General features: G+C 64.1%; 13 protein-coding genes. 10 read left to right on the top strand and 3 right to left on the bottom strand.

Features of this window, described 5'->3' with window-relative positions:
• Window positions 1-169: 169 nt before the first annotated feature.
• Both AB4Y35_RS20845 and AB4Y35_RS20850 read right to left on the bottom strand, forming a co-directional pair.
• Window positions 170-1306 (bottom strand): hypothetical protein, encoded by a 1137-nt coding sequence (locus tag AB4Y35_RS20845; RefSeq protein ID WP_368705732.1) that lies wholly within the window; start codon window positions 1304-1306, stop codon window positions 170-172.
• Between the two features lie 45 nt (window positions 1307-1351).
• Complete coding sequence (locus tag AB4Y35_RS20850; RefSeq protein ID WP_368705733.1) at window positions 1352-1690, bottom strand: metal-sulfur cluster assembly factor; 339 nt, start codon at window positions 1688-1690, stop codon at window positions 1352-1354.
• Between the two features lie 382 nt (window positions 1691-2072).
• Between AB4Y35_RS20850 and AB4Y35_RS20855 the strand changes: the two genes are divergently transcribed.
• The 7 genes from AB4Y35_RS20855 to AB4Y35_RS20885 all read left to right on the top strand — a co-directional run bounded on the left by AB4Y35_RS20855 (window position 2073) and on the right by AB4Y35_RS20885 (window position 9918).
• Window positions 2073-3656 carry a methyl-accepting chemotaxis protein gene (locus AB4Y35_RS20855; RefSeq protein ID WP_368705734.1) on the top strand — a complete coding sequence of 528 codons (1584 nt, stop codon included), beginning with the start codon at window positions 2073-2075 and terminating at the stop codon, window positions 3654-3656.
• Between the two features lie 187 nt (window positions 3657-3843).
• Window positions 3844-3972, top strand: coding sequence for a hypothetical protein (locus tag AB4Y35_RS20860; protein WP_368687229.1), 129 nt, complete (start codon window positions 3844-3846; stop codon window positions 3970-3972).
• A gap of 77 nt (window positions 3973-4049) precedes the next feature.
• Window positions 4050-5147, top strand: a complete 1098-nt coding sequence (locus AB4Y35_RS20865) for a glycosyltransferase family 9 protein (protein ID WP_368705735.1) — start codon at window positions 4050-4052, stop codon at window positions 5145-5147.
• Between the two features lie 294 nt (window positions 5148-5441).
• On the top strand, window positions 5442-6461 hold the full coding sequence (locus AB4Y35_RS20870; RefSeq protein WP_368705736.1) for an ABC transporter substrate-binding protein: 1020 nt from the start codon (window positions 5442-5444) through the stop codon (window positions 6459-6461).
• Between the two features lie 61 nt (window positions 6462-6522).
• Window positions 6523-7899 (top strand): sensor histidine kinase N-terminal domain-containing protein, encoded by a 1377-nt coding sequence (locus AB4Y35_RS20875; RefSeq protein WP_368705737.1) that lies wholly within the window; start codon window positions 6523-6525, stop codon window positions 7897-7899.
• 15 nt (window positions 7900-7914) lie between these two features.
• A complete protein-coding gene (locus AB4Y35_RS20880) occupies window positions 7915-8595 on the top strand; it encodes a response regulator (RefSeq protein ID WP_368705738.1) in 681 nt (226 codons plus the stop codon).
• Window positions 8596-8778: 183 nt separating this feature from the next.
• The gene (locus tag AB4Y35_RS20885) at window positions 8779-9918 is read left to right on the top strand and encodes a porin (protein WP_368706127.1); all 1140 of its coding nucleotides are present in this window, start codon (window positions 8779-8781) and stop codon (window positions 9916-9918) included.
• A 79-nt stretch (window positions 9919-9997) separates the two neighbouring features.
• Here AB4Y35_RS20885 and AB4Y35_RS20890 read toward each other — a convergent pair whose 3' ends face one another.
• Window positions 9998-10297, bottom strand: coding sequence for a hypothetical protein (locus tag AB4Y35_RS20890; protein WP_368705739.1), 300 nt, complete (start codon window positions 10295-10297; stop codon window positions 9998-10000).
• Window positions 10298-10656: 359 nt separating this feature from the next.
• On the opposite strand from AB4Y35_RS20890, the gene AB4Y35_RS20895 reads away from it, so the two are divergent.
• The 3 genes from AB4Y35_RS20895 (at window position 10657) to AB4Y35_RS20905 (ending at window position 15377) form a co-directional block, all read left to right on the top strand.
• Complete coding sequence (locus tag AB4Y35_RS20895) at window positions 10657-12033, top strand: 2-hydroxycarboxylate transporter family protein (protein ID WP_368705740.1); 1377 nt, start codon at window positions 10657-10659, stop codon at window positions 12031-12033.
• 118 nt (window positions 12034-12151) lie between these two features.
• Entirely contained in the window at window positions 12152-14017 is a 1866-nt protein-coding gene (locus AB4Y35_RS20900) for an ATP-binding protein (RefSeq protein ID WP_368706128.1), read from the top strand.
• The gene (locus tag AB4Y35_RS20905) at window positions 14007-15377 is read left to right on the top strand and encodes a sigma-54-dependent transcriptional regulator (protein ID WP_368705741.1); all 1371 of its coding nucleotides are present in this window, start codon (window positions 14007-14009) and stop codon (window positions 15375-15377) included. Before AB4Y35_RS20900 ends, AB4Y35_RS20905 begins: the two co-directional genes overlap by 11 nt.
• The last annotated feature ends 1 nt before the right edge of the window (window position 15378 follow it).

A 15378-nucleotide genomic window follows, 5' to 3' on the forward strand; every position in this document is an offset into this window, starting at 1 on the left:
CCTCGATGGCTTCGTCACGATTCCGCCGCATTGGAGCCACTGCCGGATTGTCGTGAATTCTATCCGTATCGTCCGATGAGCGTTCTTTTGCTGGTTGCCGTCAAGAACGGTTGAACGTTAGGAGAGCGATGCACGCCGCGTTTTCATCGAAACACGTTCGTGTCGTGGACTACGAAGAATGCGTCGGGTTCGAAATCCGTCTACCGCCGCTACGCCGGGCGCGGTCCCGGCGTGCCGCGAGCACGGCAGTGGCGAGCGTCAACGCGAACAGCGCCAGCGCCACCGCGCCCGCAATGCCGCCTGCCTTGCGCAGCCAGAACAGTTCGGCGAGCCCGCCCGTTACGCGCATGGCGAGGCCCGCGTGGAGCACGGCGAGCGGCGCGTAGAACAACGGATGGTATTTCACGGGCAGCCGCGTGAGCGCGGGCACGATGACCGGCGCGTGGCCGAACACCATCGAAAACACGAAGCCGAGCGTGAGCGCGTGAAGCGCCGCGTCATGCCATGGATGCCCCGGCAACAGTGCGCCGGCGAGGCCGAGCACGCCGCTCAGCGCGAGCCAGCCATAGCCGCCGAGCAGACACAGCGCGATATAGCGCGTGAGCGCGCGCTGGTGCACCGTGCGGCGTGCAATGTCATATCTGGCCAGCCACATGGCGAGCAGGACGATTCCCGCCGCGAAAAGGCGCGTTCCGTATTCGGGCTTCCACAACGCCCAGGGCAGGCTCGCGATCATCAAGGCGAGCGGCACGAAAAACGCATGGCGGGCTGCGCGCGGCAGACGCAGCATGCGGGTGAGTTCGAGCCGCTCGGCGGCGATGGTCAAAACCAGAAACGAGAGCCAGCACGGCACGGAAGACGACACATCGTTCGTCATTGCCCAGACCAGATTGCCGAACCACCAGCCAAGCACGGCGAGCGCGAGCACGCCCAGATGGAGGGCCGGTTGCTTGCGCAACACCTGCAGGCTCGCGACGAGAGAGACGCTCGCCGCCGCGATGAGCAGCCATTGTGCGGCCACGGGCGCTGCGCCTGCGATCAGTACGATGCCCGCAGCGATCGCGCTGGCCGGCGCCAGCAGATAAACCGCGCGCTGCAGCGCGACCGCGCGTTCGAGGCTGACGAGCGCGCCGAAAAAGACCGGCAGCATCAGCACGCCGTGCCACGCGACACTCGTCATCGCGTGGGCGGGTACGTGAACGCCGAGCCGCGCAAGTCCCGCCATCACCGCGCAAACGAGTACGAGGACGATCGTCAGCGCGGCGACGAGCTTGCCGAGGTGGCGCAGTGATGGGGCAATGTTCATGATGTGTGCCTGCGTGCCGCGAGCCTGACTACGGCGCTTGTGCAGTCAGTCGGGCTCCCAGCCCAGAACGGCGCGCGCCGCCTCGCTCATCATGGCGGGCTCCCATGCGGGTTCCCACACGAGCGCGACTTCGATGGGCACGCCCTCGGGCACCGACTCCTCGGCCACGGCCTGCACCTCGTCCATGATGAGTTGCCCCATCGGGCACGCGGGCGAAGTCATGGTGATTTCGATCTTTAGACCTTCGTCGCCGAGTTCTACGCCATACACGAGCCCGAGGTCGACGATGTTCACGCCCACTTCGGGGTCGATCACGCAGCGCAGTGCGTCGCGGACCTCCCGTTCTTCGTCTGTTTCGTCGAGTTTGAGGCGGGTCGTGTTCATGGAAGACTCGAGATAAACGATAGGATAACCAACTATATGCGGATGGGATGCTAGAAAACATTCACCGTCGATGAATGTTTTGATCATGATAACGCTCTGACGCATTCCGGCCCTGTGCTAATTGGCCGCAGAACATGCCTAAAAAATAAACAGGGACCGAGAGGCGGCCCGGAAACCCTTGCGCCCGTCGTGAAGCACACGGGCGCAGTGAGCGGCACACGTTGCGCATGCATCGATTTTCGCAAGAGCTTGTTGCGTCATCTGCCTCTAATGCGTACGCAGCCGGCGCCGTATACGCAGAGACTCTCGCAGTGCGTGCCCGCGAAGGCGGGGTGCCGTTTGCTCAGGCACGCTCCTCAAATTATTAGAAAACGACAGACTAATGAAGCTTTCCTTTGTGCAAAGGCTTTGGTTGCCGCTGATCCTGAGCCTCGTGTGTCTCGCAGGCGTATCGATTTATGACGCGTGGCAGATGCGGGCAACGCGCCTCGAGGAGCGCAAGGCGGATTTGAAGCACGCCTCGGAAATCGCGCTCGCCGTGGTGAAGTCATACGGCGAACGCGCCAATGCCGGCATGTTGTCGCCAGAAGACGCCCAGAAGCGCGCGATGGAAGCCGTCAAGAACATGAAGTATGGCGAGGGTGGCTACTTCGGCATTATGAATTCGCAGTACGTGCTGCTGATGAATGCCGCGAGCCCGCACCTGGTCGGCAAGAACGTCGGCGACTTTCAGGATTCGAACGGCGTCTATCTGTTCAAGGAGATCGTTGCCGTCATCAAGCAGGAAGGTCAGGGCTTCGTGTCGTATTCGTTCAAGCGCATCGGCTCGAACGACATTGCGCCGAAAATCTCCTATAGCGTGAGCTACCAGCCGTGGGACTGGATTCTCACGACCGGTCTTTATGTCGACGATATCGACGCGGCGTTTCGCGTGACGCTCTATTGGAGCCTGGGCATTCTGGCGGCGATCGCGCTGGCGCTCTCGGCGGTCGTGGCAGTGGTGAACCGTGGCATCCTGCGCTCGCTGGGCGGCGAGCCCGCCTACGCGGCGCAAATCGCCAACCGCATTGCCGACAACGACCTGACCGCCGTGGTGGAGATCGCAGCGGACGACCGTTCGAGCCTGCTGTTTTCGATGAAGCGCATGCAGGCGCAGCTTACGCAGACCATCGACACGATCAAGCATTCGGCTGACTCCATCGCGACCGCGACCAACGAAATTGCCGCCGGCAACCAGGACCTCTCGCAGCGCACGGAAGAACAGGCCGCATCGCTCGCGCAAACGGCGGCGAGCATGGAGCAGCTGACGTCCACGGTTGCGCAGAACGCCGACAGCGCCCGCGAGGCGAACCAGCTCGCCGCGCAAGCCGCCGAGGCCGCGGAGCAGGGGGGCACGGTGGTCTCGCGCGTGGTGCAGACGATGGAGGACATCAACGCCAGTTCGGATCGCATCGCGAGCATCGTCGGCATCATCGAGAGCATCGCGTTCCAGACGAATATTCTCGCGCTCAATGCGGCCGTCGAAGCGGCGCGCGCCGGCGAGCAGGGGCGCGGCTTCGCCGTGGTGGCCTCGGAAGTGCGTTCGCTCGCGCAGCGTTCGTCGGCGGCGTCGAAGGAAATCAAGGAGCTGATTCACGAATCGGTCGAACGCTCGCATGCCGGCGCGGCCCACGTGCAGGAGGCGGGCGAAAAGATGCGCGTCATCACGCAGGAAATCCGGCGCGTGACCGATGTCATCAGCGAGATCACGGCCGCGTCGGAGGAACAGAGCAAGGGCATCGGCCAGGTCGGCCAGGCCGTCACGCAGATGGACGAGGTCACGCAGCAGAACGCGGCGCTCGTAGAGCAGGCCGCGGCGGCGGCAAGCGCGCTCGCCGCTCAGGCGAACGACCTCAAGGGCTCCGTTTCGATGTTCCGGCTGGCCGGTTCGCCCGATATGCCGGCTCGGCACGCCTTACACGTGTAAGCTTTCTCGCGCGGGCGGCGCAAAGCCCCCGCGCGCAACCGCATCCGCCGCCAATTTGCGCGCGCGGACCCAGCGCAGGCAGAATACGAAATTCCGGCCATCTCAAATGGGGCTGGATTCCGCGGGCAAGAGGCTATGAGCAGCCGCCCGCGCAACAATCAAAAATCGAGCTTAGGGGAAGTTGAACATGATCGGACGGATTCTGGTGGTGATATCGATGGTCGGCGCACTGGCCGCTTTGGCGGGCTGCAACACGGTCGCCGGTTTCGGGCAGGACATCACAGACTCCGCCCGGGCCGTCCAGCGCGTTCTGTGACCTTCGCGCCGGGTGGCATAATAGCCGCTCGGTCAAAGGTCACGGATGGGCTGGACAGGGCTCCTGCTGAGTAAACAATGAAAGTCGATACGGTCCGCGGTTTTATCAGCAAGAGTCTTCGCGTTCCCCATCCGGAAATCGTCCAGGATGAGGTCGAGAGCCTTTCCGCTTATAAAAAGCTTTCGCTTCTGAAGAAGCAGCTGCATAAGTGGTCGATACTTTCGCTGAACCGGCAACTGGGTCTGTATACGGAATCTGCGCAGTTGCGCCCGGGCGCCCGGATCCTGTTGTTCTACAGCGGCGTCAACAACCTCGGCGACGCGCTGATGGACCTTTCCGGGCGTGCGCTCCTCAGCGGCACGTCATACAAGCTGGACGTGGTGCTCGATCCGTCTCTGGCCGAGCTTTTTCGCCACGACCGGTATTTTTCGAAAGTCTATACGGATTACCGTGAAATCGATTTCGGCGAATACGATTTCATTATTCTGAACAAGCTCGGCATTCGCGTCATTAAAGAGAAAATCCGCTATGCCGGTCAAGCCAGATTTACGAGCCTGATTGGATGGTATGCCGGGCGCAATTTCAACCATATCCAGTTCAGCTACTACTCGTTCAACAAGATTCTGAATTCCGGGATCGCAGAAGCCGCGCTGTACAGGAACTCGCGGCTGATTCTCGATGCGCCACAGAGCCAGGATTTTCCGGCGCAAGCGTGGGCCGGCAGAATTGCGATTTCGGTGGGCGGCAGGGAATCGAACCGCATCTACGGCAAGTGGGCCGACGTTCTGGCCCGGCTCGATGACGATCCCGAGTTGTCGCGCTATCAATATGTGCTGATCGGATCGGACAACGGGCTCAAGGAAGCCAGCGATCTCACTGCCATGTCATTCAGGCATTTGCAGCTCGACTCGCTGGTCGGCAAGTTGAAGATTCACGAATGCTATGCGCTCATCGGTCAGAGCAAGCTGTTCGTTGGCGCGGACGGCGGCCTGCTGCATATCGCGCACGCGGCCGGCGTGCCGACCGTCGCGTTGTTCAGCGACGATATCGACCCGAGGACCCGGTACGTGGAGAACGACTTCTTCAGGTGTACCCCGCTCATCGGCCAGACCGACGTCACGAGCATCGAACCAAACGATGTGGTGCGCGTCATGAAAGGCGCGCTGCCGCGTTAAAGCGCGATTCGGCTGGCAACTTCCCCTGCCAGAGACCCATATCCGGGTCTCGCTGCTTTGCGCGCAATCGATCAGGAATCCTGTTTGAATCGATGTCGGCTCGACCGGCATTCTGAATAAAAGCCATTGTTATTCAGAATGATTAAAAGCATAAATAATGCCGCCGCTCATGGAAATCCCGTATAAATCCGCGTGACCCGCGAAAGCTTCGGGAAGGGTTCGAATCTCTAGAATTCCCGGAACGATCGAGGCGGCGAGCATCGCGCCGCCTACCCATCCTGACGGAGACAATCAATGCAATCCAGTTTTGGCGCGCTGCGGCGAGCCGCACTCGCTGGTGGCCTGCTGTTTGCCATGGCGCTTCAAGGCGCGCATGCCGCCGACGATGCCGGCGACAAGATCACCATCATGGTCGGCGGTATCACGAAGCTCATTTACCTGCCCGCGCGCCTCACCGAGCAACTGGGCTATTTCCACGACGAAGGGCTGAACGTCGAACTGCTCTCGCAGCCTGCGGGCGTGGATGCGGAGAACGAACTGCTCGCCGGCGCGGTGCAGGCCGTGGTCGGCTTCTACGATCACACCATCGACTTGCAGACCAAGGGTAAGGACGTCAAGGCGATCGTCGTGTTCGGCCAGGTGCCGGGCGAAGTGGAAATGGTGTCGTCGAAAGCGGCCGGCACGATCAAGTCGATGGCCGACGTCAAAGGCAAAACGCTCGGCGTAACGGGCCTCGGGTCCTCGACCAGTTTTCTCACGCAGTATCTCGCGGGCCAGCATGGCATCGCCTCGAGCGCGTACACGATGTTGCCGGTGGGCGCGGACGCGAGCTTCATCGCGGCCATCAAGCAGGGGCGCATCGACGCGGGCATGACGACCGAGCCAACCGTCTCGGCGCTGCAGAAAGCCGGCGACGCGAAGGTGCTCGTCGATATGCGCACGGTGGAAGGCACGCGCGCCGCGCTCGGCGGCACCTATCCCGCCGCAAGCCTGTACGTGCAGGACGCATGGGCCGAGTCGCACAAGGCTCAGGCGGTGAAGCTCGCGCACGCGTTCGTGCGCACGATGCAGTTCATTCACACGCACAGCGCCGAAGAAATCGCCGCGCAAATGCCCGCCGACTATCAAAAGGACAAGGCGCTTTACGTGAGCGCACTCAAGGCCTCGCTGCCGATGTACACCGCGGACGGCAAGATGCCTGCCGACGGTCCGGCGACCGTGCTGAAGGTGCTCTCGAGTGTCAATCCCTCGGTGAAGGGCAAGCACGTGGATTTGTCCGGCACGTACACGAACGAATTCGTCAGCGCGAAATGAAGCATGCCCGGAGCTGCCGTCCTGCGCGCGCCTCGCGGTTCGATACCTGAGAGAGCGCGACATGGTGCATAGCCTGCGTGGACGGTTGCTGCTGTGGCTGCTGGTGCCGCTCGCCGCGTTTGTCGTCGTGACGAGCTGCGAGTCGTACGATGCCGCGCGGCAGACCGCGGATCTCGTGCAGGACCACTCGCTGCTGGATTCGGCGCGCACGATCATCGAAGACGTCGACTGGGACAACGGCTCCCTCAGCGCGACGATCCCGCCGGCGGCGCTGGAACTGTTCGAATCGCCGTGGCAGGATCACGTCTTCTACAAGGTGCTCGCCGCCAATGGCCGCCTGCTGGGCGGCGCGCCGGACTTGCCGCTGCCGCGCGCGAACACAGCCGAGGCGCCCGTGTTCTATGACACCACCTATGCGGGTTTGCCGATTCGCGCCGTGGCCTACGAGCGCATGCTCTACGACTCGGGCCGCGCCGAGCGCGTGATGGTAATCGTCGGCAAGACGATCGCGTCGCGCGAGGCGATGGTCAACGCCTTATGGAGGCCGCAGCTCGCACGCCAGTGGTTCATGCTGGCGCTCGTCGCGCTGCTCGTGCCGCTCGGGCTCACGCTCGAACTGCGGCCGCTCATGAAGCTCAAGGACGACGTTGCCGACCGCGAGCCCGTGCAACTGGAGCCGATCCGCCCGGATCATCTTCCGTCGGAGCTGCGGCCGATCGTCGAGGCGATCAACCAGTGCATCGCGCGGCTCAAGGTGCATGCCGCCATGCAGCGCCAGTTCATCGCCGACGCGGCGCACCAGCTGCGCACGCCGCTCACGCTGCTGACCACGCAAACGCAATTCGCGAGTCAATGCGACGCGGGCGATCCCGCGCTTTTCGACGCACTCAAAGGCGTGCGCCGCACCAGCCAGAAAATGGCGGAGTTGACGAATCAACTGCTTGTGCTCGCACAGGCCGAATCGATGACGCAATCGTCGCCGAGCCCGACGCGCGTCGATCTTACCGAGGTCGTGTCTTCCGTGCTCGAAGAGATGGTCCAGGCCGCGGAACGGCGCGGCATCGATCTCGGCGCCGAACTCGACGACGACGTGCAGGTGGCGGGCAACACGGGCCTGCTGGCTTCGCTCGTGTCCAACCTGATCGACAACGCCATCCGCTATACGCACAAGGGCGGCCGTGTGACGGCCGTGTGCCGCAGCGAAGGGGAGCAGGTCATGCTGCAGGTAGTCGACAACGGCCCCGGCATTCCCGCCGAGGCCCGTGCGCACGTGTTCGAGCGCTTCTATCGCGTCGCGGCGGATACCGAAGGCACGGGGCTCGGTCTTGCCATCGTGCATCAGGTCGCGCGCTCGCACGGCGGCTCGGTGAGTGTCGCCGCGGGGGCCGAGCGGGTGGGTCTGGTCGCGACGGTGCGCTTGCCCGTCTGGCCCGGATGAGGGGGAGGAGGGACCATGAAGCTGCTGCTCGTAGAAGACAACGCCGAACTCGCGCACTGGATCGTCAACCTGCTGCGCGCCGAGAATTTCACGGTGGACTGCGTGGCCGATGGCGAAGCCGCGGATTCCGTGCTGCTCACGCAGAGCTACGATCTCGTGCTCCTCGACATGCGCCTGCCACGCCTGAGCGGCAAGGACGTGCTCAACCGTTTGCGGCGCAGGCGCAACGACGTGCCCGTGCTCATGCTGACGGCGCACGGCTCGATCGACGACAAGGTCGCGTGTTTCGGCGCCGGCGCCGACGACTACGTGGTCAAGCCGTTCGACAGCCGCGAACTGGTTGCGCGCATCAAGGCGCTGATACGTCGCCAGACAGGCGAGAAGTCGGGCTGGCTGACCTGCGGCGACCTGCAGTACGTTTGCGACACGCGCGAGTTCCGCCACAAGGATGCACCGCTCGCCCTGCGCCGGCGCGAGCATTCCATTCTCGAAGCACTCATGCTGCGCCAGGGCAAGGCGGTGCCGAAGCAGGCGCTGCTGGAGCGCATCTGCAGCCTGAGCGACGAACCGAGTGTGGACGCGATCGATATCTACATCCACCGTCTGCGCAAGCATCTGGCGCAATCGAGCGTGCAGATCACCACGCTGCGCGGCCTCGGCTACATCCTTCGCGTGAAAGAGCCGGTGGCGGCCTGAGCAGGCCGGATTTTTTACCGGTATTGGTGGATGTACTTAGGAATACCCATCGTTCGTGAAAGAATCGCGAAGGATTCACCTCTCTACTATTCGTCTCACCCGCTGATTCACACGGCTCGCCGCAACCGGTGAGTGATGGCAGCGGGTCCATGAAAACTTCCAACGAAGTACCCCCTGGAGACGATCTTGAAGAGAAAACAACTTGCTGTCGCTGCGGTTGGCGCGACCTTCGGCGCACTCGCGGCGAGCGGCGCACACGCGCAATCGAGCGTTCAACTCTACGGCCTCATCGACCTGAGCGTCCCCACCTATCAATCGCACGCGGACGCCAACGGCAATCACGTGATCGGCATGGGCATTGCCGGCGAACCGTGGTTCAGCGGCAGCCGCTGGGGCTTGAAGGGCGCCGAAGACATCGGTGGCGGCACGAAGGTGATCTTCCGGCTCGAAAGCGAGTACCGCGTCAGCGACGGCCAGATGGAAGACCCGGGCCAGATCTTCGACCGTGACGCATGGGTCGGCGTGGAAGACGAGCGCTTCGGCAAGCTCACGGCGGGCTTCCAGAACACCATCGCGCGTGACGCCGCGGCCATTTACGGCGACCCGTACGGCAACGCGAAGCTCACGACGGAAGAGGGCGGCTGGACCAACGCGAACAACTTCAAGCAGATGATTTTCTACGCAGCGAGCGCAACGGGCACCCGTTACGAAAACGGTCTCGCGTGGAAGAAGGTGTTCGACAACGGCATCTACGCGGCTGCGGGCTACGCGTTCGGCAATTCCACGAGCTTCGGCAACAATGCGAATTATCAGTTCGCACTCGGCTACAACGCCCCGACGTGGACGGCCTCGACCTTCTATAACCACGTGAACCGCGACGGCAACACGAACCAGGCGTTCTCGGTTGGCGGCAACTACACGATCGGCATCGTGCGCGCCAATGCGGGCTATTTCCGCTACTGGGGCAATCAGGGAGCGCTCGGCCAGCGTCAGGACAATGCGTGGACGGTCTCGTTCAAGCTCGTGCCGAAGGGCGCGCTCGACTACGAACTCGGCTATCAGCAAATGCGCACGCACAACGCCGCGTATAACGTCGATGGCGATATTCCGAACGCCAACATCGGCGCATTCGATCCCGCGAGCGGGCTGCACAACGGCTTCAAGGAAACGCTCTACGGCTCGATCTTCTATCACCTGTCCAAGCGCACCGAGGTGTATCTGGCAGGCGACTACATGAAGCTGCACGGCGGCTACACGGTGGGCACGACCTTCGGTGCGACCAACCAGGTCGAAGTGACGACGGGCGTGCGCACGCGCTTCTGATCGGTCTTCTCACTCAACTTCGTAGCACGCGGGGCTCGATTCGTCAGGCGAATCGAGCCCCGCGGTTCTTTCTGCGGCCTCAACCCGCATTCACGCAGGCAATGCTCGGCGCCGTATAGGCAGAGGGATAAGGCGATTCCGGTCCGCTCACGAGCCTCAAGCGCTGCGTGGCGAGGACATCGGCTTCCACCTGTTCGCGACGCGTGAGCGCCGCCAAATCGCCAGCGGGCTGTGATTCGTTCACGCTGCAAAGCAGATTCCTTCCGCTCGATAACTGCACCGACGTCTGGTAGGCCGAACCCGGCGGCGCGGCCAGCGCGCCGGCACTCCACAGCGCCGCGGCGCAAACGACGGCGCATCCTGGCAAGACGATCTTCATGGCTCGCTCCTCACGTTGCGGTAATCCATCTTCTGCCAACGATCGGCGTCGTTCCATAGCGAATTCTGAAAATCACTCTTGCCATGCGCTCAACGGTCGCGCCTGGGCAGGCCGAGATTTCAGCCTGCGGCTCGGGCCGATTCTGAAATCTCGGCTCGGTGACGGATTCGAGTTGCGTGGCGTTCCGGAAACGTCCATATAAATCAACGGGTTGCGGATCACTCGAGACGCCGGCGCGCGCTGGCACGGCTACTGCTTTATAGAGGCCCGGCGGCCTATCCCTCGATAGTCCGCAGCCCTCATTAAACAAGCACCGGAGACGCGACGCAGTCCGGTCGCGAAAACGAAGGAGACATCCCGTGCAGAACAGTGCATCCGTATCCGCCGCCTCGCAGGTCAACCCGGCGGTCCCCGAGTCATCCCCGACGACGCAAACGCGCTTCTGGCCAGAAGGCTGGTGGAAGCTGATGGAAATCCGCATCGGCATCATTCCGCTGCCGATCTACGTGATCCTGTTCGCGCTGATCGCGGGCTTCGCGGTCACCGGCAAGGTGCCCGGCGAGATCTCGATGGCCATCGCCGTGCTCGCCTTTTGCGGCTTCACGTGCGCCGAACTCGGCAAGCGTCTGCCGCTGCTGCGCAATATCGGCGCGGCGGCGATTCTCGCGACCTTCGTGCCCTCGGCGCTCGTGTACTACCACGTGCTGCCCACGCCCGTGCAGCACCTCACGGTCGAGTTCACGAAGCAGACCAACTTCCTCTATCTCTTCATCGCCTCGATCATCGTCGGCAGTATTCTCAGCATGGACCGGCGCGTGCTGATTCAAGGCTTCCTGAAGATCTTCATTCCGCTGGCGGCCGGCACGGTGGCGGCGACCATCGTGGGCACCGCGGTTGGCGCGGCGCTCGGACTCGGCGTCAAGCACACACTGCTCTACATCGTCGTGCCGATCATGGCCGGCGGCGTGGGCGAAGGCGCGATTCCGCTCTCCGTGGGTTACTCGGAAATCATGCACGTCGCGCAGGGCGACCTGTTCGCGCAGGTCTTGCCGCCCGTGATGCTCGGCAGCCTCATGGCGATCATCCTCTCGGGCATGCTCGACATGCTGGGCAAGCGCATGCCGCATCTCACCGGCAATGGCCGTCTGCAAGTCGGCGCGACCGATGAACTGGCGTCGTCGGACGACGAAGCCCGCGGGCACGTGGACGTGAGCCACATCGCCGCGGCCGGCATCACGGCGATCACGCTGTACCTCATCGGCCTGATGGCGAACAAGCTGTTCGGCCTGCCCGCGCCGGTGGCGATGCTGTTCCTCGCCGTGCTCGTGAAGCTCGCGCGTGCGGTTTCGCCGCCGCTGCAGGAAGGCGCGTTCGTGGTCTACAAGTTCTTCTCGACCGCGGTCACCTACCCGCTGCTGTTCGCGATCGGCGTGGCGATGACACCGTGGGACAAGCTCATGGCCGCGTTCACGCTCGTCAATGTCGTGACGATCGCCGCGACCGTGGTCACGCTCATGGGCACGGGCTTCGTGGTGGGCCGCCTGATGAAGATGTACCCTATCGACACCGCAATCGTGAACGCGTGCCACAGCGGCCAGGGCGGCACCGGCGACGTGGCGATCCTCACCGCCGCGAACCGCATGCAGCTCATGCCGTTCGCGCAGATCGCCACGCGCATTGGCGGCGCCATCGTCGTGACCGTGACGCTCATCCTGCTCGCGCACTTCGGCGCATGACGCGCCGCTGTGCGCCCCTCGTGCGCGCCTTCGCGATCGTGGCGCCGGTGCACCCGGCGCGCGGTATCCGCTGAACCCGCCGTCTGGCGGCAGCCAATCGACGAGGGCGAACGTGCAGATGCGTTACAAGGGCATTCCATGGTGGGGATGGGCGGCGGCGGCCGTGCTGTATGTCGGTGCGGCCGCCGCCGCGGTGGAGTTCGCATGGAACCGCGCGATCGACGCGCTGGCCGACGTCGGCGAGCATCGGCTCGATCTTTACGCGGCGAGCCTGAAAAGCGAGCTGGGACGCTTCGAGATGGTCCCCGCGCTCGTGGCGCGGCAGGACAGCGTGCGCGCGTTGCTCAAGGCGCCGCCCGCTGAAGCGCGCGGCATGTTGCCCGCTGTCGATGCCTATCTCGAAGCGGTCAACAACGATGTCGGCAGCGGCGCGGTAGACGTGATCGACGCGCACGGCACGGTGGTTGCCGCGAGCAACTGGAACCAGCCGGTCAGCTTCGTCGGCACCAACGTGTCTTATCGCCCGTACTTCAAGGACGCGCTCGCCCAGGGCCGCGGCCGCTTCTTCGGCATCGGCACGAACACCGGCATTCCGGGGCTCTACTTCGCGAATGCGATTCACGACGGCGACACGGCGATCGGCGCGGCCGCGGTAAAGGTCAGCGTCGACGCGCTCGAATCCGCGTGGCGCACGCCTGGCGAGGCGGCGATCGTCGTCGACAGCAACGGCGTGATCGTGATCTCGACCCAGCCCGAATGGAAATTCAGCGCCATGCGCGCGATGACCGAGCCACAGCAGCGCGACATCCAGGCGTCGCGCCAATACGCGGGCCGCATCGTCGAGGCGCTGCAATACCGGCGCGTGGGCGACTGGAATGACAACGCGTGGATCGGCCTCTTTCCCGACCTGCGCCGCGCGGGCCGCACGGCCCGCTTTCTCGTGATGTCGCGCCCTGCGCCGCAAGGGCAGGACACGATCATGGTGCTGCTCGACACGGCGGGCGCGCGGCGCCAGCAACGGCTCGCGTTCGCGTTCGTGACGGGCGTGTTCCTGATCGCCGCGCTCTATGCGCTGTATGCGGTGCAGCGCCGCCGCGTGATTGTGGAAAAGCTCAAGGCGCAGGAAGCCTTGCGGCGCGCGAACGACCAGCTGGAGACGACCGTGGCGCAGCGGACCGCCGCGCTCACGCAAGCGAACGCGCAGATGCAGCGCGAGATCGCCGAGCGCGAACGCACCGAGCAGCGCCTGCGCGCCACGCAGCAGGAGGTCGTGCATGCCGGCAAGCTCGCCGTGATCGGCCAGATGGCGGCGGGGCTCACGCACGAGCTGAACCAGCCGCTCGTCGCGATCCGCACGCTCTGCGACAATGCGCGTACCTTCTTCGAGCGCAATCAGGGCGCTCAGGCGAACGCCAATCTCGAGCGCGTCGGGCGTCTCGTGGACAGCATGGCGGTGCTCACCAGCGAGCTGAAGGCGTTTGCGCGCAAGCCGGAAGTGGAGCGCGTGGCGGTGTCGCTTGGCGAAGCCGTCGCGCATGCGCGGCTCATCTACGAGTCGCGCATCCGCGACGAAGCGGTGCGGCTCGACGTGCGCATCGCGCCGGGCACGACGGTGTATGCGGAGTCGAGTCAACTGCAGCAGGTGATCGTCAATCTGCTCGGCAATGCGCTCGACGCCGTGCGCGACGCGAGCATGCGCGTGATCGCGATCGAGGCGGGTGAGCCCGACGCGCAAGGCCGCGTGCGCTTCACGGTCGAAGACAGCGGCCCCGGCATCGCGCCGGACGTGCTGGCGCACCTGTTCGAGCCGTTCGTGACGACCAAGCCGCGCGGGCAAGGCCTCGGGCTCGGGCTCGCGATCACGTCGCGCATCGTCGAAGGCTTTGGGGCGAAAATCACCGCAACGAATCGCGACGAAGGCGGAGCCCGCTTCACGATCGAATTCGCGGCAGCCGAGCCGCAAAGGACAGAACATGGCAGATGAGATTCGGGTGCTGGTCGTCGAGGATGACGAGAATGTCCGCATCGGCGTCGAGCAGGCGGTGGCGCTCGCGGGCTTTCCGGTGAGCGCTTATGCGTCGGCGGCCGATGCGTATGCCGACATCGCGCCGGGCGCGCCAATCGTGATCGTCTCGGACGTGCGCATGCCGGGCATCGACGGCCTGCAACTGCTCGATCACGTGATGACGATCGACCCGCAAATTCCCGTGCTGCTGATCAGCGGGCATGCGGACATATCGACGGCGGTCAGCGCGATGCGCGTGGGCGCCTACGACTTCATCGAAAAGCCCTTCTCCTCCGATGTGATCGCGGGCCGCGTGGCGCGCGCGGTCGAGAAGCGGCGGCTCACGCTCGAAGTCGAGGGCCTGCGTGCTTCGCTGCACAACTGGCAGGGCATTGAGGCGCTGGTGCTCGGCAAGTCGCCGGCCATGGCGGAAGTCCGCAAGAAAATTCTGCGTCTCGCGGATACCTCCGTGTCGGTGCTGATCACGGGCGAAACGGGCACCGGCAAGGAACTGATCGCACGCAGCCTGCACGACTTCAGCGCGCGGCGCGACGCGCATTTCGTGGCGCTCAATTGCGGCGGTTTGCCCGAGCAGGTGTTCGAGAGCGAACTGTTCGGTCACGAGGCGGGCGCGTTCACGGGCGCGATCAAGAAGCGCGTGGGCAAGATCGAATGGGCGAATGGCGGCACGCTCTTTCTCGACGAGATCGAAACGATGTCGATGCCGCTGCAGATCAAGATGCTGCGCGTGCTGCAGGAGCGCGTGGTCGAGCGCCTGGGCGCAAACGAGCTGATTCCGGTGGATTGCCGGATCGTTGCCGCTTCGAAGGCCGACCTCGCCGAAGTGTCTGCGCAAGGAGGCTTTCGCGCCGACCTGCTGTACCGGCTGAACGTCGCGCAGATCGAATTGCCGCCGCTGCGCGAGCGGCGCGAGGACGTACCGCTGCTGTTCGAGCATTTCGTGCTCGCGGCCGCGCGGCGCTTCGGTACGCCGGCGCCGGTCGTGACCGCTGCACAGGTGTCCGAGCTCATGACGCACGCATGGCCCGGCAACGTGCGCGAGCTGCAGAATGTCGCCGACCGCTTCGTGCTCGGGCTGACCGGCGACAGCCTGCTCTCCGCGGGCGCGGCTACCGTGAAAGGGGAAACGCTGGCGGACCAGCTAGCGTATTTCGAGCGGATGCTGATCGAGAACACGCTGCGCCGCCATCACGGCAACGTCGCCCAGGCGAGCGAGGAGCTTGGGATGCCGAAGAAAACGCTGTATCACAAGCTGCGTCAGCTGAAGATCGCGGACCGCGACTCGCAGGGCGACGACAAGGACGAGAAAGACGTCTAAC

It is taken from the genome of Paraburkholderia sp. EG286A (assembly GCF_040965375.1).
Classification (GTDB): domain Bacteria; phylum Pseudomonadota; class Gammaproteobacteria; order Burkholderiales; family Burkholderiaceae; genus Paraburkholderia.

Excerpts from the sequence above, each read along its gene's own strand:
- AB4Y35_RS20845 (WP_368705732.1), bottom strand. The coding sequence starts at position 1,306 with ATGAACATTGCCCCATCACTGCGCCACCTCGGCAAGCTCGTCGCCGCG.
- AB4Y35_RS20850 (WP_368705733.1), bottom strand. The coding sequence starts at position 1,690 with ATGAACACGACCCGCCTCAAACTCGACGAAACAGACGAAGAACGGGAG.
- AB4Y35_RS20855 (WP_368705734.1), top strand. The coding sequence starts at position 2,073 with ATGAAGCTTTCCTTTGTGCAAAGGCTTTGGTTGCCGCTGATCCTGAGC.
- AB4Y35_RS20860 (WP_368687229.1), top strand. The coding sequence starts at position 3,844 with ATGATCGGACGGATTCTGGTGGTGATATCGATGGTCGGCGCACTGGCC.
- AB4Y35_RS20865 (WP_368705735.1), top strand. The coding sequence starts at position 4,050 with ATGAAAGTCGATACGGTCCGCGGTTTTATCAGCAAGAGTCTTCGCGTT.
- AB4Y35_RS20870 (WP_368705736.1), top strand. The coding sequence starts at position 5,442 with ATGCAATCCAGTTTTGGCGCGCTGCGGCGAGCCGCACTCGCTGGTGGC.
- AB4Y35_RS20875 (WP_368705737.1), top strand. The coding sequence starts at position 6,523 with ATGGTGCATAGCCTGCGTGGACGGTTGCTGCTGTGGCTGCTGGTGCCG.
- AB4Y35_RS20880 (WP_368705738.1), top strand. The coding sequence starts at position 7,915 with ATGAAGCTGCTGCTCGTAGAAGACAACGCCGAACTCGCGCACTGGATC.
- AB4Y35_RS20890 (WP_368705739.1), bottom strand. The coding sequence starts at position 10,297 with ATGAAGATCGTCTTGCCAGGATGCGCCGTCGTTTGCGCCGCGGCGCTG.
- AB4Y35_RS20900 (WP_368706128.1), top strand. The coding sequence starts at position 12,152 with ATGCGTTACAAGGGCATTCCATGGTGGGGATGGGCGGCGGCGGCCGTG.
- AB4Y35_RS20905 (WP_368705741.1), top strand. The coding sequence starts at position 14,007 with ATGGCAGATGAGATTCGGGTGCTGGTCGTCGAGGATGACGAGAATGTC.